A 25,644-nucleotide genomic window follows, 5' to 3' on the forward strand; every position below is an offset into this window, starting at 1 on the left:
ATTCATTGAGGAACATAAATTGCACAGTGCGAAGACTGTGCCGATTTAATCGCACTGATAAAGTCGAATTTCCTGGTCAACGGCGGTATTGCGTCGGTCCTTTTATGAGTTCTCCCGCATGTTCCACGAAGCAGCGACCACCTACCTTTTGTTTGGAACCCTCGTTTCCTCGGTGGGTATGGCGATGATTGTGCTCCATGTCATCCAACGCCGAAATCATCTGGATGATGAGTCTCTTTCTGATGCAGATCGCCGTTTTTTTGAGCAACAGTACCGCCGTCGGATGCAGACATCAGCCTTTGCAGTGACCCTTGGCGCACTGATTGGTCTGTTTGGTTACATCAGGGCGCTGGAGACGTCACCCATTTTTGCTACCTGCTACGTGATGGCGCTGCTGCTGCTTTCGCTCTGGCTGATTCTGCTGGCACTTAGTGACGCGGTGGCGTCACGTGTACATTCCAGCCGGGTTGACAGACGCCAGAGAAAGTTGCGGGAGTCACTGCAGGAGGCGCTTGTGGAGTTGAAAAACGTTAATGACATCTCCATGGGAGGCATCGACTGCGACGCATCACACGATCACAATTAACCAGTAATGGTCTGTGGCGCTGGAGGGACTGCAGTCGAGATGTCATGGCCTGAGTTTCATACTGACGTGAAAATTGAATCAGTCAGCAATTGTGTGCTGTCGGCGAAAGATTCCTGCTGAATCCCCATCGATCTCAGGATGCTGAGATACACGTTGGACATGATTGTTTCTCCGTTTTGCCAGTACGTACCGTGCTGAAGCCCCATATTTGAGCCACCGGCAATCAGCGTGGGCAGATTCTTTGACCAGTGAGTCGTACTGGCGCCACTTCCGTACAATACGATACTGTTGTCCAGGACACTGCCGTTCACATCTTTGTATTCCTGCATTTGCTGCAGGAACCCGGCCAGCTGCTCACTCAGAAATCGATCGTACATTGCAAACTGCAGCTGTCCTTCTCTGTCACCGGCATGAGACAAACTGTGGTGGGTGTGGGACAGGCCCAGTCTGAGCGGAAATGTGTCACTGATCCCCATACCATCCTCGCGATTCAGCATAAAGGTAATGGAACGGGTGATATCGGCATCAAACGCCAGGGCGATCAGATCAAACATGGTGCGGTAGTATTCGGCCGGTTCTCCTTCCGACGTTGCGTCGAGGTCCAGACCTGAATAATCCTGATCTTTGATCGGGACGTCGATCCATTTTTCGGACGTGATCAGACGCGATTCCACTTCGCTGAGTGACGTCAAATACTGATCCATGGTAGCTCGATCAGATCGTCCCAGTGTCCTGTTGAATGAACGGGTTGTTTCCAGTACCGCATCTACGAGCTTGATCCGACGACGCAGATGTTGTCGCTGATTTTCCAGTGACGAATGTTCACCTCGAAACAGACGATCAAAGATGCGCCGGGGATTATTCATCGCAGGAACCGGCTTGCCTTCAATATTGTACGAGATCGTACCGGTTCTCGACAAAAAACCGACACCGGCATCGACTGACATAACCAGCGACGGACGTCGGCAATGCTGTTTCGTATGGAGTGCCACTACCTGATCCAGCCCGACAGAGTTAAACGTTCCACGGCTCGAATCATGGAGTGGTGCGCCGGTAAGCCACATGTCGGAACAAATGTGAGGATCGGCCCGCGGTCCGTTTGGATGGTAGAGACCACCCAGGAAACTGAGCTGGTCTCGATAGGGACTCAGCGGCCTGGTGGATTCTCCGAACACGAACCCACGACCTGTTTTTTCCGGAAACCAGCTCCATTCACTGATCCCGTGATCCGCTTTGGGCAGCGACATACCGTTGGCGGTGTAGAGGGCACAGAATCTCTTCGGTATTTGCTCTGCGATCTCCTTTCCCATTGCTTCGAGCACTGGAAGAGCGAGCGTTGAACCGGCCACGCCCTTGAGTACGGAGCGACGATCAAGCTGTTTAGCGTGAGTCATGGACTGAGTGCCCGTTCAAACTGGGAAATTGAGACGAAACGATGTTATTTCATCAGAAATAAGTCACTGTTAATGACGAATCGGACCATGTCGCGCATTAGATATCCCTGAGGTTTTAATTCTAAAGCGTGTGCCCTAAGGAACTCAATCTCGTTATACGTGAGAGTTCGTCCAACTGCGTAGCCGGCAAGATTCTTTAACAGGCTGAACGCCACCTGATCAATACGGTCTTCGACCAGATAGGATTTAAGTCCTGTTGTATCACTAATGTCTGTGCCGTCAGGCAGTGTGGTATGACTGACAACTGAGTCCTCACGAGACAAGCCCCCGGCATCATATTGTTCAAACGCCAGTCCCCAGGGATCGATACGGGCGTGACATCCTGCGCATTCTTTCTGACTGCTGTGATATTTTAGCCTTTCCCGCATCGACAATCCACTTTGATCGATCGGCAGCTCCGGAACATTGGGAGGAGGATCTGCCGGTGGTTCGGCGATAATCCGACGAGCCAGCCAGGCACCACGTTTAACGGGATTCGATTCTCTGCCATCCGAAAGTCCCGCAAGAATTGCGGCCTGCGTCAGCACTCCACCCAAACCGTTTTTTCCATGCCTGACACGAACAAAATCAAAACCGGTTTCCACCTGTTCACTCAATCCGTAGTAATCGGCAACGACTTCATTCGCCAGAACAAAATCGGAGCGGATTAGTTGATGCAGAGGCAGATTTTCGCGAATCAGATACTGCAAAAGCTCGACAGGTTCCCTGCGAAGCTGTGTGCGCACATGAGGAGTGAGTTGTGGGAATCGCTTATGGTCGACTTCGATGACATCGAAACGATTCAGGTCCAGCCACTGCGCCACAAATTGCTGCATAGACTGTTCAAATCGGTCATGGCTGATCATTCGATCAACTTCAGTATCCAGTGATTCATGCAGTTGATCCTCTGCGGCGATCTGCAGCAGTCGTTCATCCGGAGCCGTGTTCCACAGAAAATAAGACAGTTTTGCGGCAAGTTCCCAGGCATTCAACGGTTCCGGTTCAGGCGTCTCACTGCGTTCCACAAGAAACAGGAACTGAGGCGACGTCAGCACAACGTAAAGCGTGTTCCTGATACTGAGCCGGAAATTTCCGGTAGACTCAAAAGCCTTTCGCCAGGCGGCAAACAATGATGTTTCTTCCACGCCGGTCAGAGGTCGCCGATAAGCATTCGTTGCAAACCTGCGAATGATCTCACGAGCCCGCTCGGGAGAATCTGCCGGCAGTTGAGTTTCAGGGAAGATGCGGCGGTGAACTGCAGGCGGCCATGATTCATAGAACGGTCCTTCAAACAGAACCGATCTGATCAGCAATCGCGGTATGTCCCGTCCGTCCGTATATTCACTCCGAACTCCGATTTCCCTGATCCCCGCCAGATAATTGACATTGTCTTTTTCCACGCTGGGTTTGGGAAAGTTGTTGATGGCTCCTTCGAAGACAAACTCTGCAGGCTTTGTGCCGTCAACGGTTTGAGCGACGCCAACAGCAGCCAGCGTACTGCCGCAATCACGGCGCAATCCCATGTGTACACCAATTTTTGGTGAACGCTGTTCGAATGCGATAAATCGCTGAGCCAGGTCAGTGGTTTCCGAGAGGGGCGTCAGAATAATCCGATCCAGCGAAATTCCATCAGACTGGACAGAAATATTAGTTTTTCCGGCCGGCAATCTCAGAACCAGAAATGCCGGTTGATGCAGTTGACCACTGAATGACAGTGTTCCGCAGGTAAGCGTGATCTGAGGAACCGTTACTGCAGAAGAATCTTTCGCGTAAGCATCCACCTGATAGATTCCGGAATGCTCAATGATGATCCGGTTTCTGGTCGCGGGATTGCTGATTACCACGCTGTTTTCATTCGACTTCCGCTGACTGGCGGCTCCTGTTTCCAACAGCAGGCCATCGTCATATTTTGCTGCGGAAACGGTCACGCGAAAATCTCCACCAGTTGGTAACTCCCGCAGAGATATCTTGAAATTCGCTTTGTGACCGTAAGTCGAGTCCACTCCGAACAGTCCTTGTCCGGGAATCGCCGGCCGAAGCAGCAGGCCCTCGGGGACTGTTTCCCACGCCATTCCCCTGGGATACCCTTCTGCCCCGCGAACACAGGCAAACACGGCATGATAGATGCTGTCGTAATCTCTCCAGCCGCGTACTGTGCTGTTTCCCTCATAGCCCTCGACAAAGCGAAAAACGGTCTGCATCTGAAGTGGATCAAAATCAAATTGTTTTTGAGGAATCGGCTGAGACACTACAAAATCCGTGTTCTCCAGCAGGGCGCTGTTCGCTCCCAGAATCAGCGCGTCCGGGTAAGGGGCTGAATTCACGTGTTTCCCAAGGTCCACCCGGAAACTCTGGATCATTGGTTTGACGGTTTCATCCACGATGCACCGGTCGAGGGCCTGTTCGGCTATTTCCAGGTAGGTCTCAACCTGCAGCGGGGTCAGTTGCATGGACTGCGTGTTATTCGTAAATCCGTCCTTTGATACAGCATCCGGAGGCAGCGACTGAGTGATGTCTTCACGCAGTCCCAGCAGATCCTGGAGTGTGTTTCGATATTGACTGACGGTCAATCGCCGAATCGAACCGTTCCGTTTGTCAGGACGGGATCTGATTGTTCTAATCGCCTGGTCGATCCACGCTGTTAGTGCGGCACGTTCCGTGTTCGCTGGCTGTGGTTCATCTTCCGGTGGCATCTTCAGATCGATGATCTGTCTGCGGATTCCTTCCCAGAGTCGCAGTTCCCTGGGTTCCGGTGTCCCCGTGAGTTGATCGAGTCGTATGCCGGATTCCGCGGTTTCGTCATGATGGCATTTCAGGCAGTAGCTCTTCAGAAATGGAAGTACTTCCTGATCGAATGAATCTTTGGATTCAGCAGTCGGCACTCCGGCTATGAACAAAAAGATCGCGGCAGGAATGATTTGACCTGGCCAGTCGATGTCAAAGGGATTTCCACGATCCAGCAGGCGTCTCACCAATTTACTTCCTGGAAATGACAGCCAAAATCTGGCTCACAATGAACCGGTCTGATATTGATTTTGATCCGCCCAAACCGTTTATGCTCCGGTTCTCGTATCAGAACTCATTCAGGCACCGCGATATCAACGTCAAGAAACGACAATGAAAAATCGAAATCATCCACCGGTTTTCCGTCTTTTTCGACGTGTGGCTTCACAAAATAATTCAGGGGGGGGCCCTGCTGAGGTGGTGCGAGAATCAGATCACGACCAACGCTGAATCCCACCCGGTCAGCGGAAAGATTTCCGAAGCAGTATTCCACCTGCTTCGGGTTTTTTTCTGCTTCGGAAATGTCAACGGGCGTCCATCCGTTTCTGTTCTCAAAAAACCAGGCCCAGCAGTGATACCCGGAAAGACTGCCTGGTTTTTTGTCACGCGGCAGAGAGTAACCGATTTCAAAACGAGCAGGAATGTTGTGAGACCTCGCCAGCGACATAAACAGGCTGTGAAAGTCGGTGCAATTTCCGAATCGACTTTCGCAGGCCCATACGGCGTCGCCGGTGCCGTAACCTGGACGGGACTTGTCATAGGAAAGATGATCAAGCACTCGATGGTAGAACACATGTGCTCTGTCCCGGGAATTCACCGGTAACTTTGCAGCGTCTATCAGTTCCAGCGGTCGACCTCCGATTGGTACCTTTTTTGAACCGGTCATCCAGAGCGTTCGGGTCTCGTCTGACAGAACGCGTACATCCTGTTCACCGTCTGCCCGCGATTCCTGCCGGGTGACGTGCCACACGATTTCGAAATTCAGTACTTCTGCTTTGCTGATCGGGCCACGTCCATACAGCATTGAGTTACCAAAGCGTTTGTCAGTACTGCGTCTCAACGGCAGACTCTCATGCTTCACTTCCTGTGTCACGGTCTGGATTGATGACGATTGAGGAATCGGAATCCAGATCCTGATCTGCCCACCGGAATGACCGGGACGCACCTGCAATTCGGCTCTCAATTGAACGTGGCGCGCCGAATTCGTATCGATCCCGAGAGCACAGTTCTGACTTAGGAAAACGACGACAACAATTGACACCAACCACTGCAGAAAACAGCGTTGATCGGTTTCCGGAATAGAGTACTGATTCAACGGGTTCTCCCGTACGGACCTATGTGGCTCTATAGTGTTGCGATGTTTGTGTGATAAGAGTCATACAATACTCTTCGAACTTCCGAAACACAGTCCGTTTTCATGTTTTGAGTGGCGACCTGTGAAATGATGGTCCCCGGTCGGGCGCAGAATCCTGTTGAGGCCACGAGCAGGCTGGATGCGGTTTGTCGAACTGCATCCAAAACGTCAGGTCGTTCGAAATGTCCGGAGACACATCGCGGGAGAAAACGGGGGGCCGGCACTGACAACGTCGGAAGGTCTGTCGGTGCCGGGCTGGACGGGCGTCAGATATGAAAAAAAAAACGGGATTTGCTGCGATTCATTCCGGTGTCCCGGGTGAATGTAGGCTGCAGGGGTCGCTTTTTGCCGTGCAGATGGTCCTGAAAAGACCACATGACAAAAAGGACCTTGCAGAGTATGTGGCAGCACCAGGCCCGGATCGAGCAGGTTCGGCGGTCGCAGAAGACCAGCCTGCCTTTATGTTGTCAGTTTCGCCGCAGTTGCGTGATTCGTTCCTGTTTACTTATCCGAATTTGAAACGACTTCCTTTGGAGCTTCCGATGTAAACCGTCCCGCCAGTTCGTCCCAGTCAATAATCAGTTCTCCCCCGAAGTTGGCATGCTGCCGGGCCCAGTTCATCAACAGATCCAGACAGGCGTGATCGATATAGGTCAGGTTGTCGAAGTAGACACGAAGATTCGATCCGGTCGGAACTTTTTCCAGACTCGCTGCTAGTTTCGGAAGACAGACGAAGGTTGCCGCCCCCTGGATATACATCTCCGTTGTCTGTTCGTCTTCTTTTGACGGACGGACGTCCACCTGGATATCTGAGAATCGGAGCAGCAGTTTCAGGGCTGAGAGTACAATTCCAAGGATCACTCCCTTCAGAAGGTCGGTCGCCACAATCGTGCCCACGGTTGCAAAGTAAATCCAGGCCTCACTGTGACTCGTCTTCCAGAGCGATTTGATGTCTTCGACCTTCACGAGTTTGAAACCCGTGTACACCAGCAAAGCACCGAGTGCAGATCGGGGGATGTACGTCAGAACAAACGGAATCGCGGCGACGAAAATAAGCAGCCACATTCCGTGCATCACAGTTGACCACCGGGTCTTTGCACCCGAGGTGACATTGGCACTACTTCGGACAATCACACCCGTCATTGGCAGGGCACCGACAACGCCACACAGGACGTTTCCTACCCCCTGAGCAGTGAGTTCCTGGTCATATTTTGTGCGTGGCCCCTGGTGCATCTGGTCGACTGCGGTCGCACACAACAACGTTTCTGCACTCGCCACCAGAGCAATCACGAACGCACCTGTCAGAACCATTGGATTTGTGAACAATGTGCTCCATGCGATCGATGGTAATGTGACTTCCTTGAACATGTTCTCCGGAACTACGAGCTTCTGGACTTCAAGGTTTGTAGCCGTGGCGACAATCGTTGCGACCAGAATCCCAATAAGAGCCGCCGGAAGAAATTTGAGCGACTTAGGAGCAACCAGCGGCCAGCCGACAAAGCAGGCGATGGCGACAATTCCGGTGATTGCAGCCAGATGATGGTTCTGTGATGTGTCTGAAGAGAAACACTTCAAAACGGCCTCGGGAGCCGTTGCGATTAACTGGAACGCCCCGCGAGCCTTTGCGCCGTTCCACATGGCTTCGTGGTCCAGCATCACATGGAATTGGCTGACCAAAATCAGAATCCCAATTCCGGCCAGCATTCCTTTAATCACGGCCGGAGACACGGCACGAAACCACTGTCCAAGCCGCAACCGACCCGCCACAATCTGAAGTACACCGGCCAAAAAGACGCTTGCTCCCAGCACGACCAGTGAGTACTCGATCTGAGCATTCTCAAGTTCGGTTCCGCTTAGTGAGGATGTCCCTTCAAAGGCCGTACGGCTGTTGGCAAGCAGGTCCGCAATGATGACAAACAGTCCGGCGGCCGGGCCACTGACCTGGAGCGGTGATCCTGAAAATAATCCGACGATCAGACCGCCAATGATTCCTGTGATCAATGCTCGTGCCGGACTGACGCCGACCGCAACGGCAATTCCGATGCACAGCGGAAGTGCGACGAGAAAAACGACGAGCGAGGCCATGAAGTCAGCTTTAAACGTGGACTGACGTTCAGGAGTGATGGCTGGTTTTGCGGAAGACGTAGTTGTTGACATTACGAATGCTTTGAGGAGTGGTTGCCAAAGAAAAAGAAAAACGGCGTTGTCGAGGGAACCGAACAGCCCTCAGGAAATGCATTGTGTACCCAATGACTGAACGCGGAACTGTGACAGACGTCGAAGAATGTTAGGCGTCACCGCGTGCAGGCAGAAAAACGGTGACAATTCAGGACGACATCGGACCACCAAAACCATTTCGTGCACGGTACTCAGCTCGTAAACGGGCTGACAATTGGATGGATTTGGTGGGATGTGGAGAACGGTAACGGCGATCGTGGCCCCGGGAACCTGAGACACGCATTTTTTTGTTGCGAAGTCGGACTCGGCATTGGAGTTCGGTACGGACAGCTTCTACTTCTTGTTCAAACTCGAATGTTTCGGATTCTGCGACCGGCAAAGACACAGCAGTGGCAGGTACGGCAATCACAGCAAACCCCATAATACACATCAACCATGTGTTTAGGGTTTGGGATGGTTGAGACATGGGGATACCTGAACGATGAACAGTGCGAGATTGTCCGTGGAGTGTTCCCATCAGAATTCGGAAATGTTATCTGCGCAACGTACGTCGTCAATTGCAGATTTGGTAAATGTTGATCAATACCAATTGCTTTTGATGGTTGTTTCACTCAGCAGGCAAACATATTTTGCCTTGGCTGCTATCTGATTTTAGGGTGTTCGTCGACCCGGGAAAGCACGCTCCATTAGTCTGCCGCTTATTGTTTAAATCTTCACAAAAGGAAATTCGATCCTGTTTGACAGTCGAATGTCGGATACTCCCCTGACCCCATTCCTGATGGCCGATTTGTCGGCCATGATGCCGACTCAATCTTTGTTCAAACGATCGAGTGATCTCGATTTCAGATTCAGGCCGGAAATTTTCCTGCCGGCGGAAATTGCCGGTAAAGAGACGTCAGGTGATCGCGTGTGAATGTACGAGGTGGCGTTGAAATCGGATCAGCCGTTTCAATCGTCTTAATCGGATGGTGATGGATTTACGTGCTTTGGCTGGAAAAAACTCGTGCTGGATGTCGTGAGTTTATGGCCGATCTCCATTGAGTACCAAATCGAACTTGGACAGGAGAATCGACTCATGATCGAGTCACGAGGCCTCAGGCTTGTGAGCATCGTGGTGTTCTGTTGCATGGTTGAACATCTGGCGGCGGATGATCTGTCAACTGTGGAACGGATTTTTGCGGTTGGTTCTTCGCAGCACTTCTATCGGCACCACACTGAATGTTCCCGCGGTACCCTGCTGCAGTGGGACGATGCCGCTCCTCTCGCAGGGGGGCCGAACCTGGAGGAACCGCTGGTCACTGATCGACCGGACTTCACCGAAGCTTCATCGACTGTCGGTCTCGGAGTGACGCAGCTGGAATTCGGATATACGTACACGTACGACAATAACGCCGGCGCCAGCACCCGCAGCCAGTCATTTGGCGAACCGCTGTTGCGGCACGGGATTGTGGATGACTGGCTGGAACTTCGAGTTGCCCTGTTTCCTGTGGAACAGCAGACAACTGTGGTTGGGGCAACAGACTCCACATCCGGCACTGAAGATCTCTATGTCGGTTTCAAGATCGGACTCACTCCGCAGCAGGGAATCCTGCCGGAGATGGCATTGATTCCTCAGATGAATCTGCCCACTGGAAGTTCGGCGTTTACATCCGACCTGATTGAACCCGGTCTGAACTGGATCTATGGCTGGGAAATCAATGACTTCATATCAACCGCCGGTTCTACCCAGGGAAATCGTCGAGCTGATGCGACAACCGGACAGGATTATCTTGAAATGGCTCAGTCCTGGACGTTTGCCTACTCCTGCACTGAAGAACTGGGTGCTTACACGGAATGGTTCGCCCTGATTCCGAACAATGCGGATACAGATCAGACGCAGCACTATTTTAACGGTGGATTTACGTACCTGATCAGCAGTGATGTGCAGTTCGACATCCGCGCCGGAGTGGGACTCAACGATGCCGCCGACGATTATTTTTTGGGGACCGGGCTGTCAATTCGTATGCGGTAAGAGACTGGTTCCCGCTTCCGGTCTGAGTCAGACAACAGGCAGCCAAGACTGATCCACGGGCAGAATTACCGGCATTCCCGACGGGGCGTTGTCTCACTGACCATAGAGCACCCCCAGCCAGACAGTCGGTTCGTGGGGTGTTGTCCATTCCACCCGGTGCTTTTGATACGCGGCAATGTTGAGGAAATCACCAGGCTTCATGTGGAGCGATTCTTCATCATCCTCAAACAGCAGCCTGGCTTCTCCTTTCAGTAACACAACCCATTCATGCCTGGGTTGATCGTACCAAAAATCTGCAGGGCTGCTGTGACCGGTGGAAACGATTCGCTCAATTCGAACATCACTGTTTTCGGCAAGGACTTCCACAAGTTCTTTGGGCAGCGAATTTGGAATTTCCTCAAACAGATTGTTCACTGTGACCTCCGGTTGATGTATTTGTGAGACGGGGTTCAGTCGAGAAGCAGGCGGCAGGAAACCATTCTGTACATGATTTCATTTGTCACAAAAAGGTATCAAGTGCATACAAAGGAGACTGGGTGGCGATGTTGTTTTTTGCAGCCATTCGCATACGTTTACTCGGCTGGTTTCTCAGCCGACGATTCTCTATGTTCGAGTCATTGTACAACGTCAGGCCGGTTTCGGGTGTTCTGACGTCGTGTTGACATATTGCCTGCAAAAAATGCATCCGGTTACAGCAGCCTGCAGAGACGTTGCGGAAGCAGAGGCAACCGTTTGGAAAGCAGGCCGGTAAAAAGTGACGACCATGCAGCCATTTATTCCTGCCGAAGAATTGAAGCAGAAATACGGAATCTTCGGTCACTTCTATTCGGTCAAACTTGCTTCAAAGGAGGTCGTTCACTGCCGCAGCGTACTGGAGATTGTGAGTAAAGTCCGGATTCCGGCGGATCGCCAGGCCGTTTCAGGATTTCGTCCTGATGCTGTGTTCATCATGATGAATCCCGGTTCTTCCAAGCCGTTGGTTGAGGTTAACAGCTGCATCCGTGTCAGAGCGATCGGCAGTTTACCCATCACGCTGGTTCCCACGAAGCCTGACACGACGCAGTATCAGGTGATGCGACTGATGCAGCTCCGAGACTGGAGCCATGTGAGAGTGCTGAATCTTTCAGACCTCCGCTGCTCCAGGAGTGTCGAATTCTTTACGCTCTTTGAGCGTTTGGAAGACGAGTTAAACTTTGAATCTCACAGCGTCTTTTCTGAAGCCAGAACCAAAGAATTGTCGCTCAAGATTCCGCGAAGTCGGAAAACTTTGATTGTCCTTGCTTGGGGGCTCAGTGACAGGCTGACCCCACTGATTGATCGCTGCATGACGAGACTTCCGCAGGGGAAGAGGGTGATTGGCCTGCTGAAGTCTGGTACAAGCAACAGGTACCGCCATCCGTTGCCATCACTCCAGAGAGACCAGCGGAAATGGCTGGAACAGATCGTTCGGCAATTCGACGAGTAGGCTTTGAGATCGAGACGAGTCCACATGCCTTTCTCTCTGAGAAAGCTGTGTGGGTGATGCACGCGAATTCTTCGTGAAGGTTTTTCGGTTGCAGTAAGACCTGTTGTGTGTCTGCGGACCGTTGACTCCGAGGACGAACGACTGATTGTCGGGTGATCTTTACCGGTTCTTCCTTCTTCCCGATGCGCGGATGATGTGAGGGAGTTTGATTACAACGGAACGAACCGGAAGAATCCCCTTCCCTTCAGGTGGGACCGTCATCGTTCCTGTCGTCTCTGTCGATCGATTGACCGGAAGAATCACAGGGCCGTGTGGGAGGACTCCCCTGCGCGACTTAATTCGAGTTTCCCACGTAGACAGCGAAGAGCCGGGCGTTTTCGTTATCGGGCCCTTCCCATTCGACACGGATTCGGATGGGGTGATCGATGTCCTCCAGACTCTGCCTCCCGCGCCAGGCAACCTGCTGACGGAGTGCCGACCGGACAACGGGGATACAATCCCCTCCCGAGTAACCTGGCATCGGTTCGAATCGTTCGTTCAGGATCTCAACTCTGAGACGGCTTGAGTCTGACAGCCCGTCGGCATTGATAAAGACCTGTCGCCCTGGCCCCTGTGTTGTGACGGGACTGGAAATGCAGTGAGCATTCCGTTCGTTGGCACCGGGGGAAAAATAACCCAGGCGGTCGCGTGGCCAGGTGGCCATTCTGATGCCATTAGGGCCATAAGGCTGTATGTGATCGGCGTCGCGGACCAGGTGCCAGGCGGGCCAGACACTGTACCAGATAAACGTTCTGTCTCCGATATTTTCAAAGCCCTGCCCCTGAAGCAGTCGAGGTTCCGCATCGTCCGATTCTTCAGCGTATGGAATCATTTTGAAATCCGGAATCGGTTCTCTGAAATGCACGGCGTCGTGTGATACGACCAGTCCCAGGTCGACGGTGGCGAATCTGCGATCGTTGGTTCGGTTGTGATACTGGCCATAAATTCCGATGACGACGTTTCCTCGATCCCAGAGACTGGCACCGACATGGACCTGTTCGCCCTGATGGACTTCGAAATCTGTGGGCGGTCGGGGAGGAAAGTTGTCGCGGCGAAAGCTGAGGTGGGCCGCCTGTGTCCAGTGGTCAAAGTCGTAGGAAGCGTAAGTGACCATCATTCGCTTCCTGCCACCTTTGATCGGGTGAGGAATCGGGCCGGCCTGACCATTGAGATAGTAGACGCCCTGGAAACGGATTAGTCCGCTCGGTTCGAGGCCACTGCCTCTGATAATGGGATTGTTAGACGATTCCGTCCAATGCAGTCCGTCCGGACTGTAAGCTGCTTTAATCAGTCGAGGATGGATTTCACGGATCATTTTGTATCGTCGATCCGGATTGGGATCATCAGGTTCGTAAAGGACGAGGCTGACGACGCCGGGGACTGACGTTCCGTCGATTGTCGGTAGATTGTTGTTCGTGTTGCCGTTGTATTGCACCAGGCCCAGATTTGGTTTGGTCCATTTGACACCGTCTTCAGACACGGCATAGCAGACCAGTCGTTTACCATTCCGATCGTAACCCGTGTACCACATGCGGTACTCACCATTGATGTGCAGCACTGTTCCATAGTAGTAGAGCCGAGGATGGTCCGGAGCACCGGGATCACCTGGAAGAAGTACGGGTTTTCCGGGATGCTCGGGATCAGATCCTCCGCCCCGATCAGCTTTTGTTTTGCGACCCGGAATCAGGTTGAGGAGCAGCCCCTTATTGAAAGGCAGTGCATAGTCATCAAATGGGAAAAGCACCGTTTCCGGTCCGGAAGTCGATTGGGCCGACACACTGGAGCCGATCAGCAAACCAACAAAAACAAGCCCACTGAAGAAAGTCAGCCGTATTCGCAACATGTGTTTTTCCTTCCGTCAATCATTCAAAGACAATCGCCGGACCCGTTCCGGACGGACGCAGTCGATTCGAGTGTTCGGGTTTGTGATGTCAATCTCTACTTAGTCGGAAGATTTTGAACTGCCGGAAATTTCGCGCACTAAGACTTCCAGATCAGCGACGGTCACGTTCCCTTGTTCAGCGTTCGAATCCGAGACAAGACGAAATTCAATCCGGTTGCCGTGTGCGACAAACTGGTCTGCCAGCTCTCCCTGGACAGGAACAGTAAACGTGGAAAAATTCAGATCGTTCAATCGATCGCTCGTTTGGCGCAGGATATCCCCACGCACCGGAAACTGATTCAGAGTGACAGTGAGAGAATCTGCATTATCAAGACCAATGGCCTTGAAGCGAAGTTCGACCTGTTGACCGGGAGCTCCCAGTTTCTCAGCGATCCGAAAATTAAGATGTCCCGTATTTCCCGTTTTACCTCGCTTCAGGCTCACCACGGGACTCTGGTAGGAACAGCCGCACTCATTTTTTGCCTCCGGCTGTCCGTCAGGTGTTCTTTCTGACGGCCACCACAGGGGAAAAAAAACGTACCGGCGATCCCCTCTGGTGACGTTCTTTGGATTTCGTAACTCCTGAATCCAGCTAAGCGCATTTCGGAATTGCTCGCCCGAATAGTTTTCCACACGAGTCCCGTAGTCTTCGGCCAGATGCTGGTAATTGTAGGTCTGGATCCCGTCGGCGCCGGCGGCGTAGTAGTTGCTGGCCGCTGCCCGATAGATGGCAAGATCTCCGGCAATGTCGAGCTTTGTGCCGCCATCCAGAAACGGCACACTCCGGAACCCAGCCGAGTGGTGGATGGCCGGATAGACTTTGCATTCCGTATTGCTGAGCAAATCAACGAATTCCTCCACCGGCACGTTCAGATCGGTACGGACGTAGTAGGAGGGGCAGACATAGTCGACCAGCTTCTGCGTGGTCCACGACTTCAGGTCGAATCCCAAAAATTGACAGTCTTCTAAGGAGGGAGGAACTCGAACGCCCAGTTGCAGATAGTGTTTGCTTCGTGTCTTCGCTGCCTGGTTCAGCAGTTCGCGTATTCGTCGAGTGAATTCCGTCAGTTTGTGTGCGTTCTCAGGCCCTGTTCCGGGTGCAAACATGTGGCAGGCCCTCATGTAGTCCAGCTCGATTCCGTCTACGTCATAGGTGTCGAGGAATTCTTCAATCCAGTCCAGGACTTCCTGACGGACCTCATCATGCGTGTAGTCGACTCGGGTCCCGTATTTTCGTCGTTGTCTCTTTGGCGTGAGATCTCCTTTCAGATGCCACTGAGGGTTATTGACGATGAAACGCCCTTTGGGAAAACGCTCATCGTCGTGACGGTCATTCATCCGCATTCCCATTATGAACTCCATGCCTCGCTGGCGGCACCGGTCGCTCATGATCGTTATGGGGTCCATGCCTGCATCGTAGAGCGGCTTCCAGTCAGGAAAGAATCGGTAGGACTCCGGACCCACAAGGTATTCGGTGATCCGGGAGCGTCCCACACTGCGGAATCTGTCCCACAGGCAAACTGACAAAGTATCGACGCCCGATGCAGCCAGTCTGTCGACGAATTCCTCTTCCAGCAGGTACTTCATTCGGACGGGGTCGGTCTCCCCGTAGCAGAGCATGCCGAACCAGTTACAGTCGTCATTGTTATAGAGAATGCGGCGCTCTGTTGTTTGTTCGTGACTGTCGCCGAAGACGACGACAATCGGCAGACACAGGAATGCCAGAATACACGGGCACAACCGAAGTTTATTCCAAACCATTTTGAACCTTATGAATTTTTCGAGCAGCTTGTTTTCCTGCCGGGTTGTCAATGCGCGGTGCAGAGGAGAATTCTCCGGACGGCCAGGCTGATCAGCTGTGTGCCGGCAGATTAAGGGGCCGTAATGAGATCACCAGCTGATACTTATCTATCGCTCGCTCCGGTAGTGATGATAGTCGCCGGCTGTACAGACCGCGTTCCTGTGGGCAGACCATCGACCACAAAAGATCCAAAACCGTAACCGCTTTCCCGCGTGGTATCGCACTGTCTGGTACGAGTCAGGTCGGTTTGGCCAAGGCTGAGAATACCTGACTTGATTAAACTTGATTATTTCTCGGGAAGGATATCCACCGGGAATACCTGCCGGGTGCGTTTGGTATGGGGAAGCTTTGCAAAGTCATGGGTGTGGATGCCAGCCGCGTCGACGTTGTGAATGGAACCGGCGATCGGCTCAAAAGCGGCGCGGAAATGAGCGGACGACTTGACACAAATGTACTTCATTTTCGAACAGTCGATGCCCAGAGAGCGTGCGAATGCCTGGTCAAACGGCTGTTCCCGGGTACACACGACCACGACCGATACACCCGCAATCCGAATCCATGCGGACGTTCCCATCGTCCCTCTGAGACCCGCATACATGGGTCCGTCGTAAGCGAATGCTCCGTCTGATACCGCAATCACTTCGGCTTCTGCCTCGACAGGGGCCCCCTGAACCGGTGACGACTTGCCACCGAGAGAGACCCGAATGCAGCCGCCGGTTCCGGCTTCATGCGCCTGCTTTGCAACCTGTTCGTCCACCATGTACAGCAGCAATGCGTCTGAAAGTTTCATGTCCAGAAATGTGCGGAGCACCTCGGTGGAATCGCCCGGAGACCCACCTCCGGTATTGTCTGTGTGGTCCGCTAAAATGATCGGGTATTGGCTGATGCGTTCTCCCTCCGCCAGTGCATCACGGACTGACAATGGCGGTGAATACCAGAGTTGGCGATTTTTCCAGATCCATTCACCCAGTTCGTCGACCAGGTCCTGGGCGAGTTGCTGATTGTTGTCCGTAACGGCGATCACCGAACTGCCGACTTCCGGAACGTCAGACCATGGAAATCCTGTGGCGACTGTCATGCTGACTACTCCGGGACGACGCTCCATTTCGTGCACGCGTTCGATGACTTCGGTCCACGGCGGCTGACCGGTGATTTGACGTGCGGTACCCCAAAACATTGGCAACTGATGAATTGCCATTGTCGGCTGAATTTCACCTTTTATTGTTTGTAAGACGATTTCTGCAGCTTCCTGGCCACGATCAGACATGTCCACGTGAGGGAACGTATCGTATCCCACGATCGCATCTGCGACTTCGACTCGTCGTTTCGTATGATTGCCGTGCAGGTCCTGTGGTACACCAATCGGGACGTTTGCACCGACGACCTCCCGGACGGCTGCGATGACGTCTCCATCCCCGTCATCAATCCCTTCGACAACCATTGCCCCGTGCAGTTCCAGCAGGACTCCGTCGACCGGTCCTGCCGCCCGAAGCCGGTCGATCAGTTCACCCCGGATTGCCTCATAATCATCGCGACGAATCAGTCCTCCAGGAAACGCCGATGCTCTCAGCAGTGGAACAAGCTCGAATCCATGCTCGTCCGCAGCTGCGATGAATCCACCGGTCTGAACATTTGCACCCCGAAAGATTTCCAGGATTGCTGCGCCCCTTACGATGCCGCGGCCGTGTTCAAAGTGGTTCAGGGTCGTTCGCGTATCCACGCACGTACTTGTCTCATGAACGATTCCACCGGTTGCGATTCTCACTTCTGTATCCTTTCATCTCTTTATCAAACTGTACGAGAAAATTTCATGGCCTGCTCAGCCGGATTTCAAACGTTTGGCCGCCGGAAATCCCGGCCGGGTATGATGCACTCAGGATGGCTGTCCATGATCGTTCCTGGAATTTGATGGTACGGGGAAAGTTCCGTCCTGCCGATCAGCTGCGTTAGCCTGAATTTTTGTCGTCATCTGATTTCAGAATTGTCAATCAACGTGATGGAAGCCAGGCCTCCGGTGCGATGCCCTCGATGTGTGTCTTGACATCCACAACCGCCGGCCTTCCACAGGATAATGCCTGTTCAAGAGCTGCGGCAAACTCGGAAGGATGGTTCACCTGGACACCAAAGCAGCCCATTGACTCGGCGACCTTGTCAAAATCAATGTCGGACAACATCCAGAGCTCATCCGATCCTCGTACTCTGCTGCCGTAAGTAGCCTCTACCCCGCCCTGTTCCTGATTGAGTGAGCTGTTGTTATTAATAACGGTGACGGTGTTAATCCCAAAGCGAAGGGCAGTGTCCAGTTCTGTCAGGTGGTAATACACTCCGGCGTCACCGGTAAAGCAAACGACGGGACGGTCGGGAACAGCGCATTTGGCCCCGATCGCTGCCGGGATCCCCCAGCCCAGAGATCCGGAGCATCGGAGGAACGTCTGATCGGCGTGTTTGAGATCGACAATTGTTCCGGCCCAGATTCCCGCGTGTCCGGTATCTGACACGAGGACTGCATCGTGGGGGAGTGCGTCAGATAATTCCCGACAAAGACGCTCAGGACGCATCGGGATTTCGTCAGAGTTGACCAGCGGAGCCACTTCCCCTTTCCAGTCTTTGACAAGTTGTTGAACACGCTCCAGCCATTGGTTGCGAGGTGCCGGTGTCTCGGCGTATTGGAGAAATTTTTGCAGTGATGCCTGGACATCTCCCTGTATACCCACCTGGACAGGATAGGAGCGGCCGATTTCGGCCGGGTTGATATCAAGTTGAATGACGGGCGTTCCAACAGGCGGAATACGCCATTCATGGGTTACCTGGCCACCGGTGTGGCTGCCAATGAAGAATACCAGATCTGCCTCGCAGACTGCTTTATTGGCGCAGCTGCGTGAATACAGCCCCGGGACACCAACGGCCAGAGGATGATTCCAGGGAATAGCCATTTTAGCATTCAGAGCTGTGGCCACGGGAATCGACAGCTTTTCCGCAAATTCAACCAATACATCTTCTGCCTGAGATGTTGTGACTCCTCCTCCGGCGACAATGATTGGGCGCTGTGCCTCAGACAGGAGCTTGAGCGCTTTGTGAATTAATGCTGATTCGGGTTCAGGGCGAAACGGCGGAATGCGAGTGAACTGTTCTTCGACAATCACTTCCAGATCGGCTTCCTCATCGGCGACAATCGTCCCGTCAAGTGCGTCAAGATCCAGATGGACAGGGCCGGGAGTGCCTGTCGTCGCCTGGCGGAAAGCCTGACGCAGAAAGAACGGAAGTTCCCCTGCACAGCTTACATGGGCATCAAACTGAGTCACTGCTGAAAAAGGTCCCTGATGGTCGATTTCCTGGTACGCATTTCGATGCTGTTTCATTTGCTCAAGACGACCTGTCAGCGCAACGACCGGGGAACAGGCCAGGTAGGCGTCCTGCAGTCCGGCTGCCAGGTTGGCCGCTCCAACGGACTGAGACATACAGACGGCCGGTCGGCGCCTGATGCGTGCATGGGCGTCTGCCATGTAAGCCGCGCCCTTCTCACTGTGGCACATGATGCGTCGAATCCCAAGCTGCTCGCAGTCACGCAGCACAGGATTCAACACATAGGGCATTACGAACAGATGACTGATTCCGTAGCCCTGAAACGTCTCACTGATAAACTGACTTCCGGTCATGCGTGTCATCTTGTCTGATTCCTCATTCAGCTGCTGAGTCTGCGGGATTATTGAACGGATCGACGCCCGTAATGAAATCATGACCGAGCAGCGGCTGCGCGGCAAAGAGTCCTCCATCGACCGGCAAAATCACACCGGAGATCCAGCGCGATTCATCGCTGGCGAGAAACACAGTTGCCCATGCGACATCCCAGGGAGTTCCCTCAGTTCCCAGAGGGACGACCTGACGTCTTCGTTCCTGATGGGCCGAATCGAAATCGACAGTATACGCTGAATGAAGATGACCAGGCGCGATGCAGTTGGCACGAATTCCGTCTCGGCCATGCCATGCTGCGGTCGTTTTCGTCAACATGTGCAGCGCTCCTTTTGAGACGGAATACGGAGCACCGCAATGAATGGCTGCAGCTATTGCGTCACATGATGAGAAATTAATGATTGACCCTCCCCCGGAATCAATCATCGCCGGAATTGCATGCTTGCTGGCCAGCATAGCGCTTTTAAGGTTGAAATCGAATCCCCGGTCCCAGTCGTCGTCGTCGATCCCGGAAATACGCCGGCTGATCCCTTCATTGCTGCTTCTGCCGCCGTAACCCAGATTGTTAACCAGTACGTGCAGACCACCATATTTCTGCACTGCTGCTGCGACCATAGCCAGACAGTCTGCACCTGTTGTTGTGTCGCCTGTGAATACTGACGCCTCGCCTCCGAATTTATCTGTGATTTCGTTAACGGTGCGCACCGCATTTTCTCTGGACACATCGGCGACGAGAACTTTTGCCCCCTCCTGGGCCAAACAGACCGCGGTTGCTCTTCCGGTACCGACCTGCTCTTCATGGCTGCCACCACCGGTAACGATGGCAACCTTGCCGAGTAGTCGGGGTTCGCGATTCCTGTTCTGACTGGTCTGCATTTCTCTGTTCCTCACGCATTGCTGAATGCTGCGTGTTCTGTTTGGACAAACCGGGGACAGCTTACGATCAGTTCAGCATATTTCTATGTGTTCAATACACCGTTACGACTATTGACTGACGCCTGCAGCGCTGATTGGGGATGGTTGTGACAATTCAGATCACGGTGATCAGGATACGCCTGCGTGAGGCAGCGTCCGGCCGTTCAGTAACAGTTATTTGAATTTGACGGGCGAACTGTAGCGAGCCGCCCGGTGCTGCGGAAGTTGATCACGGTCGCAGCAGCAATACGGCAGGTGTTCGTCATTACCTGAACAAAAAGCAGACGACTCGCTTTGTGATTTGTATTTGAATTGCGCAGTTCGGAAGCTCTGCGGATTCGCCGGTGTCACACGAACTGACCGTAAAAAAGATGTCGAACATCACTCCGCGGGAAAACGGACCGTTTTGCGAAACCCAAAAAATCGCAGAATATGGACCACCTCTTGCGGTGGTCGTTTCCTGTACAAACGGCGACAGGTAAACTACCGGCATCTGATGACATCCGGGTTGATAAGAATTTCTGCAAGTTTGCCGGAATCGATGCGACTTCTGTCTGCTTTGAGTTGAGAGGCATCCAAAGCGTGATCGGGTCAAAACCGGGATTCGATCGAAGATGCCCTCTGCTGAGCCGATTCACCTTTGCCTGGACGTTAATCAGGATCATCATGTCACAACCTTTAATCATTGATCTGCATCTTGACCTTGCGTGGGACGCCTTGTTTTGGAACCGGGACCTGACTCTGACTGCGCATGAGGTTCGGGAACAGGAGGAACAGGACATCCCCCAGGTCGCAGCTGGTTTCGATACCGGATTATGCAGTGTGACATTTCCGGAGATGCGCCGCGGCAGTGTCGGCATCATGCTCAGCACGATCATGTCGCGGATTGAGCCACGGTATCTCAACGGTCGCCGTGACGGCATGCGCACACAGGAACAGGCCATGGCCGTTGGACGTGGTCATCTGGCGTGGTATCAGGCGATGGCACGGCGGGGCGATATCAAGCCCGTCCGAGGACTCAATGACCTCGATGAAGCTGTCAGTGCCTGGGAGAATCCTGCGGACAACACGCCCATTTACCACATTCTGTCGATGGAAAGCGCCGATCCGATTGTGGACCCTGACGACGTGGGATTCTGGTGGGATGCAGGTCTGCGCGTCGTTGGTCCTGCACATTTTGGTCACAACACGTACATACACGGCACGTTCACTGAGGGCGGTCTCAAACCGGCCGCGAAACCTCTGTACAAAGCTATGAGTGATGCGGGAATGATTCTGGACATTACTCATATGGCGGATCAGGCCGTGTGGGAGTCGTTCGACTTATGGGACGGTCCGATCATGGCCTCACACTGCACCTGCAGATCCATTGTGCCGGGACAGCGTCATTTGACCGACGACATGATTCGCGAACTCATCCGTCGTGACGGAATTATTGGCCTGGTGTTTTGTCAGTTTTTCATCGATCCTGAGGTGCAGTGGGAAAATCGCCCCTCCAGAAAAACGTGGGTCTCAAAGTATGGGATGTCAGGATTACTTCCGCATATTGAAAACATTTCGAACCTGGCAGACGGTTCACTGGCCAATATCGCGATCGGGACCGACATGGATGGCGGATTTGGAGCTGAGATTACTCCGACGGACGTTGACACAATCGCCGATTTGCAGGGCCTGGCAGGTGTGTTACGCCAGGCAGGAGTCAACGATGGTGACATCAACGGTGTCCTGCATGCCAATGCTTTGCGCTTCTTCAGAAATGCGTGGGCGGACTGATGTCGTTAACTGAACTCTCCTGTGTCGAGTCGGGAGTACCGGCCACCAATGATGAGTTTGAATGGTCCAGTCCCGGTTCAGCGGCCGGAAGTGCATTCGTCTCGTGATTGTGAGGATCAGCCGGTGACAGGTGAACAACCTGCGAGTGAACAACCTGCGAGGTTTCGGATTCTGCACTGACACGGATTCCGGTTTCGGTTGCATTCCCGTCCGTCAGTTCTCAGGCTGGTTGATCAGCCTGAAAGAGAGTGTTTCGGGATTCATCGACCGGAATCGTTTGAGCGGTGTGCGACAAGGATGGTCAGCAGGCAGACCGTTTGCTGTATATTCGCCGCAATTTGTATTTCGTCACGGTGTCTGAGCGTTCGGGAGCGTTGCCCGACTATGATTGTTTATTTCTGAATTTTACTACCAGTGCATCATTTGCAGACAATTTGTGCACTCCAGCCGGGAAGAGTCACATGCGAGTTGTTTTACCGCCGTTTCTCCTGATTCTGTCACTGACGGTGGCCGTGTCAGCTGCGTACGGCAGCGATACAAAGATTCTGATTGAAACACCTATGTCGCCTCCTGCATGGGCTGTTCTCGAACGGGAACTCATCCGAGCCAATACAGCGGCCTGTGAAGAATTCTTCGCTCAGTATTTCGATGAACGCGGCTATTTGATGTGTGTCGAACGCTGGGGCGGCAACGACGGACCGGACGATGCCATTGAAAACGTGGCCAACTGGCCGATTCTGCATGCGCTGGGTGCTTCCGATTCGGTTCTGCATATGTACAAAAAAGCCTGGGAAGGACATTTGCGGCAGTACTCGGAAGCAAAGACAGTGGAAGTGCCGTTTGCCCGTGATGGCATGTTTTACAAAGAGTTCCATACCATGATGGACTGGATGCACATTGGAGAGGAACTGCGTGTGTTCAATCTGCAGGGACTGTCCGACCCCGATGACGTCAGCTTTGAACATCGTGTCCGGCGGTTTGCCGGTTTTTACATGAACGAGGATCCTGGTGCTCCGAACTACGATCCCAAATACCGAATCATTCGCAGCATGTTTAACGGCAGTCGCGGTCCGCTCATGCGGAAGGCCACGGGACTTGACTGGGCGGGCGACCCGATTGAAGTGGAAAACCGATTCGACCCGGGACATGGTGAACGTAATTACGCGGAAATGGTGGCTCACTTCAAAGACTATAACGATACGGTTGGAGACCATCCGCAAAACATGGGGGCTACCACACTAGCTGCCAACGCGTACATGCTGACCGCGGAAGATAAATATAAGTCATGGCTGCTGGAATATGTCGATGCGTGGATGGAACGAATGCAGGCCAACGGCGGCATTATTCCGACTAATATCGGACTGGACGGAGTGATCGGTGGTGAGGCCGGCGGCAGATGGTATGGCGGAGTTTATGGCTGGGGATTTTCGGTCATTGTTCCGCAGACAGGAAAGTTGGCGCACCGGCCGCGGATCGGACGAGGCCTGATTGGATTTGGAAACGCCTATCTTCTGACCGGTGACCGTCGGTATATCGACGGATGGACAAAGATGATCGATCTGGTGAATTCGAACGCACGGGTGATTAATGGTCGGAAAATGTATCCCCGGATGCACGGCGATGACGGCTGGTATGATTTTCAGGAAACCCCGTGGGCGGTTGGAGCTCTCGACTGCTGGTTCTTTACCTGCGATACAGCGGATTACCGCCGCGTATCCGGTGACCCGTGGGTTCGGTTTCTGGCAGGTGAAAATCCCCAATATCCTGAACAGGCTTTGAGTGCTGATTTTGAAACGATCCGGGGACGAGTTGCCGGAATGCGTGCCGATACCACGACCGCCGATACACGGCTCGCTGATGATCCCATGAAATTCAATCCGGCCAGTGTTGACACTTTGCGACAGTTAATGATGGCCGGAATCGATCCAGGACGTGGGGCTGCTCCACTGCATTGTCGACTGAGGTATTTCGATCCGGATGAGCGACGAGCGGGAATTCCTCAAGATGTCGCTGCGCTGGTTGACACGATGACGGATGATCGTGTGGCCGTCACTCTGGTCAACGTCAGCCAGACCAGGTCACGTGAAGTGATTGTGCAGTGCGGAGCGTACGCGGAGCACCAGTGCGTTTCTGTAGAAACGGGCGACCGGCGAATTAATGTGGATTCACCGGAGTTTTCGATCCATCTCGCGCCGGGTGCCGGACAACGTCTGGTGATCCGTATGCGGCGTTACGCCAATCAACCCCGGCTGGCATTTCCATGGTAACCCCTGCTGTGTCAGCCGTGATTTGGGTTGACGACTGGTTTGCTCAGGCACAGATGCATCGCTGATCGATCGTCCGGCCTGGGCAAAGCAGAACAGGGTTTCCTTTAAATCCGATCTGGTAGTCCGAACGGTTCTCGATACTGCTTGGTGAGCATCGCATTTGCCTTCGGGCTGTTGGTCACTCGTTCCGTCTCCGGATCGAACTCCAGCACTGTTCGAGTCCGATACGCGATTTCTCCGAGGTGAATCAGGGCGCTGGTTCGGTGAGCGATCTCGGCGCCGGTCTTGGTTGGTTCACGCGTGCGAATGCTGTTCAGGAAATTCTGCATGTGACTGGGGATCGGCGTGCCGACGCGTCCGGATTCACCGGACTTTGGTCCGGGCTTCTCTTTCCTGCCCAGGTATGTTCTGAAAAATCCGCGGCGTGAGAAAATCATGTAGCCTTCTGTGCCATAGAATGCGTTGCCGCTGTCCACGCCGTGCAGTCCATAGGGTGTGAACAGCCGATCTTCGTAAATCAGCACTCGACCGTCGGCGTATTCAAACGAGACATTCATGTTGTCCGGAAACTCACGATAACCCGGAGGATTCACATTGCTGCCGTGAGCCGTGATCCGGACGGGATGTTCGGATACGCCCAGTCCGAACGTGGCCAGGTCCAGATCATGAGCGCCATCGTCGCCAAAGTCGCCGTTACCGTATTCCCGAAATAAACGCCAGGTGCGATGAAATCGATTCTTGTTGAAAGGACGAAGGTTCGCCGGTCCCAGCCAGCGATCGTAGTCGATTCCGGATGGTTCCCCGCCGTCCGGAACCGGCTTCGCGAAGCCCTGATTCTGAACATTCCATGCCTTAGTGACTTTGATTTCGCCGAGAATACCGGAGTCAAGGATTTCTGCTGCTTCTGCGGTCACAGGACTGGAACGCATCTGAGTACCGTGCTGTACGATACATTTGTTTTTGCGGGCGGCATCCACCAGCAGCCGTCCTTCATGGAACACGTGACTGGCTGGTTTTTCCACATAAACATCTTTGCCGGCCAGCAGTGCGGGAACGGCAATCGGACAATGCCAGTGGTGCGGGGTGGCGATCACAACGGCATCAATCGAAGAATTGTCAATAATATCGCGAAAGTCACGTGTCGTGTCAGGAGTGTTGCCGGCCAGATCCCTGACGGTTTCAAATCCGCGGGCCAGCACGGAATCGTCGATGTCACACAAAGCGACAGCCTGTGCGCCGGTATTGGAGGCAATTCGCCGGACATGCCCCATCCCCATTCCTCTGAATCCGATCAGTGCGACAGCAATCTGATCGTTCGAAGAGACCCGGCCGGCGGCTGGAGTTGAACTGCCGGCGGCAGTCAGGATTCCCGCAGCAGCGGCTGAAGAAAGAAAGCGGCGGCGCGATGATTGTTTCATGGATTCGGCTTTTCGAGTTCAACTGACGCGTAAGGTTCAGATGAACAT

Annotated in this window: 17 protein-coding genes; 5 read left to right on the forward strand and 12 right to left on the reverse strand. The window is 53.3% G+C overall.

The annotated features are described in order from the left end of the window. Window positions 1-118 precede the first annotated feature (118 nt). Window positions 119-586 (forward strand): hypothetical protein, encoded by a 468-nt coding sequence (locus MK110_18125; protein MCH2213223.1) that lies wholly within the window; start codon window positions 119-121, stop codon window positions 584-586. Window positions 587-642: 56 nt separating this feature from the next. Here the strand turns inward: MK110_18125 and MK110_18130 are convergent, their stop codons facing one another. From MK110_18130 to MK110_18150, 5 genes are all read right to left on the reverse strand, one after another. Then, window positions 643-1,980: a DUF1552 domain-containing protein gene (locus tag MK110_18130; GenBank protein ID MCH2213224.1), complete on the reverse strand. Its 1,338-nt coding sequence runs from the start codon at window positions 1,978-1,980 to the stop codon at window positions 643-645. Between the two features lie 44 nt (window positions 1,981-2,024). Next, window positions 2,025-4,991, reverse strand: coding sequence for a DUF1592 domain-containing protein (locus MK110_18135; GenBank protein ID MCH2213225.1), 2,967 nt, complete (start codon window positions 4,989-4,991; stop codon window positions 2,025-2,027). A gap of 107 nt (window positions 4,992-5,098) precedes the next feature. Then, window positions 5,099-6,118, reverse strand: a complete 1,020-nt coding sequence (locus MK110_18140) for a transglutaminase-like domain-containing protein (GenBank protein ID MCH2213226.1) — start codon at window positions 6,116-6,118, stop codon at window positions 5,099-5,101. 540 nt (window positions 6,119-6,658) lie between these two features. Beyond that, window positions 6,659-8,314 carry a SulP family inorganic anion transporter gene (locus MK110_18145; GenBank protein MCH2213227.1) on the reverse strand — a complete coding sequence of 552 codons (1,656 nt, stop codon included), beginning with the start codon at window positions 8,312-8,314 and terminating at the stop codon, window positions 6,659-6,661. Window positions 8,315-8,483: 169 nt separating this feature from the next. Continuing rightward, a complete protein-coding gene (locus MK110_18150; protein ID MCH2213228.1) occupies window positions 8,484-8,801 on the reverse strand; it encodes a hypothetical protein in 318 nt (105 codons plus the stop codon). A 537-nt stretch (window positions 8,802-9,338) separates the two neighbouring features. Between MK110_18150 and MK110_18155 the strand changes: the two genes are divergently transcribed. Beyond that, entirely contained in the window at window positions 9,339-10,346 is a 1,008-nt protein-coding gene (locus MK110_18155) for a transporter (protein MCH2213229.1), read from the forward strand. 93 nt (window positions 10,347-10,439) lie between these two features. Here MK110_18155 and MK110_18160 read toward each other — a convergent pair whose 3' ends face one another. Beyond that, window positions 10,440-10,760, reverse strand: a complete 321-nt coding sequence (locus MK110_18160; GenBank protein ID MCH2213230.1) for a cupin domain-containing protein — start codon at window positions 10,758-10,760, stop codon at window positions 10,440-10,442. Window positions 10,761-11,109: 349 nt separating this feature from the next. On the opposite strand from MK110_18160, the gene MK110_18165 reads away from it, so the two are divergent. Further along, on the forward strand, window positions 11,110-11,811 hold the full coding sequence (locus MK110_18165) for a DUF1643 domain-containing protein (protein MCH2213231.1): 702 nt from the start codon (window positions 11,110-11,112) through the stop codon (window positions 11,809-11,811). A 334-nt stretch (window positions 11,812-12,145) separates the two neighbouring features. Here MK110_18165 and MK110_18170 read toward each other — a convergent pair whose 3' ends face one another. The 5 genes from MK110_18170 to MK110_18190 all read right to left on the reverse strand — a co-directional run bounded on the left by MK110_18170 (window position 12,146) and on the right by MK110_18190 (window position 20,099). Continuing rightward, on the reverse strand, window positions 12,146-13,693 hold the full coding sequence (locus MK110_18170) for a hypothetical protein (GenBank protein MCH2213232.1): 1,548 nt from the start codon (window positions 13,691-13,693) through the stop codon (window positions 12,146-12,148). 99 nt (window positions 13,694-13,792) lie between these two features. Beyond that, a complete protein-coding gene (locus tag MK110_18175) occupies window positions 13,793-15,493 on the reverse strand; it encodes a hypothetical protein (protein ID MCH2213233.1) in 1,701 nt (566 codons plus the stop codon). A 326-nt stretch (window positions 15,494-15,819) separates the two neighbouring features. Continuing rightward, a complete protein-coding gene (locus tag MK110_18180) occupies window positions 15,820-17,298 on the reverse strand; it encodes a M81 family metallopeptidase (GenBank protein ID MCH2213234.1) in 1,479 nt (492 codons plus the stop codon). A gap of 223 nt (window positions 17,299-17,521) precedes the next feature. Continuing rightward, a complete protein-coding gene (locus MK110_18185; GenBank protein ID MCH2213235.1) occupies window positions 17,522-19,198 on the reverse strand; it encodes a thiamine pyrophosphate-binding protein in 1,677 nt (558 codons plus the stop codon). A gap of 13 nt (window positions 19,199-19,211) precedes the next feature. After that, window positions 19,212-20,099: an SDR family oxidoreductase gene (locus MK110_18190; GenBank protein ID MCH2213236.1), complete on the reverse strand. Its 888-nt coding sequence runs from the start codon at window positions 20,097-20,099 to the stop codon at window positions 19,212-19,214. 705 nt (window positions 20,100-20,804) lie between these two features. Between MK110_18190 and MK110_18195 the strand changes: the two genes are divergently transcribed. Both MK110_18195 and MK110_18200 read left to right on the forward strand, forming a co-directional pair. After that, window positions 20,805-21,911, forward strand: coding sequence for a dipeptidase (locus MK110_18195; protein ID MCH2213237.1), 1,107 nt, complete (start codon window positions 20,805-20,807; stop codon window positions 21,909-21,911). Window positions 21,912-22,372: 461 nt separating this feature from the next. Beyond that, window positions 22,373-24,178 carry a hypothetical protein gene (locus MK110_18200; protein MCH2213238.1) on the forward strand — a complete coding sequence of 602 codons (1,806 nt, stop codon included), beginning with the start codon at window positions 22,373-22,375 and terminating at the stop codon, window positions 24,176-24,178. Window positions 24,179-24,282: 104 nt separating this feature from the next. On the opposite strand, the gene MK110_18205 is transcribed toward MK110_18200, so the two are convergent. Further along, window positions 24,283-25,596: a Gfo/Idh/MocA family oxidoreductase gene (locus tag MK110_18205; GenBank protein MCH2213239.1), complete on the reverse strand. Its 1,314-nt coding sequence runs from the start codon at window positions 25,594-25,596 to the stop codon at window positions 24,283-24,285. Between the last annotated feature and the right edge of the window lie 48 nt (window positions 25,597-25,644).

The sequence above is a fragment of the Fuerstiella sp. genome (assembly GCA_022447225.1).
GTDB lineage: Bacteria > Planctomycetota > Planctomycetia > Planctomycetales > Planctomycetaceae > S139-18.